The organism is Kytococcus sp. HMSC28H12 (assembly GCF_001816045.1).
Taxonomy (GTDB): domain Bacteria; phylum Actinomycetota; class Actinomycetes; order Actinomycetales; family Dermatophilaceae; genus Kytococcus; species Kytococcus schroeteri.
Genome location: NZ_KV824568.1, coordinates 1 through 617, shown reverse-complemented (window position 1 = coordinate 617; position 617 = coordinate 1). Strand labels below are relative to the sequence as shown.

Below are 617 nucleotides of genomic sequence, written 5' to 3'. Positions count from 1 at the left end.
GGCCGGCTGAGCCGGCGGGCCTCGTCAGGGGCCGCGCCGGCAGGGGGAGGGCGGGCGCCGCGTTCTCAGAGGAGGTGCCAGAGGCTGGCCACGAGCACGTCGAGCACGGCCAGCCCACCGGCGGCGTTGCGCACCGAGGGGGCCTCCTCGCCGCGGCGCTCCTTGCTGGCGGCCACCTCGGCGAGGGCCAGCACGAGCAGGGCGATGACGAGCTTCACACCGATCTTCACGTGGTCCAGCTCGCGGCCGTCGGCCTCGGCCAGGCCCACCAGGAGCACGCCGGTGAGCAGCTGGAGCCGGGCGCCCCAGACCATGACGGTGTTCATCACGTCCGCGCGCAGGGAGACGAGCCAGCCGCCCACCAGGGCCGCCATGCCCAGCAGGTGGAGGGAGGCCAGGAGCTCGTAGACGATGTGCATGCCGGCCATCGTAGGAGCGGCCGAGGTCGTCGGTGCAGCGACCTACGATGGGTCCACCATGAGCAACCCCTTCGCAGAACTCGACCTCTTCGGCACCACGGCACCGTCCGGGAGCGAGGGGGGGTCCCCCGCCGGGGCCGGGGAGCCGGGGGTGGGGGCCGACGGCGTGCCCGACTGGGCGCGGGCGGACGGCCCGCC

Annotated in this window: 1 protein-coding gene; it reads right to left on the bottom strand. The window is 75.0% G+C overall.

Annotated elements, in window-relative coordinates:
* Positions 1-65: 65 nt before the first annotated feature.
* On the bottom strand, positions 66-419 hold the full coding sequence (locus HMPREF3099_RS08825; RefSeq protein WP_070705624.1) for a hypothetical protein: 354 nt from the start codon (positions 417-419) through the stop codon (positions 66-68).
* Between the last annotated feature and the right edge of the window lie 198 nt (positions 420-617).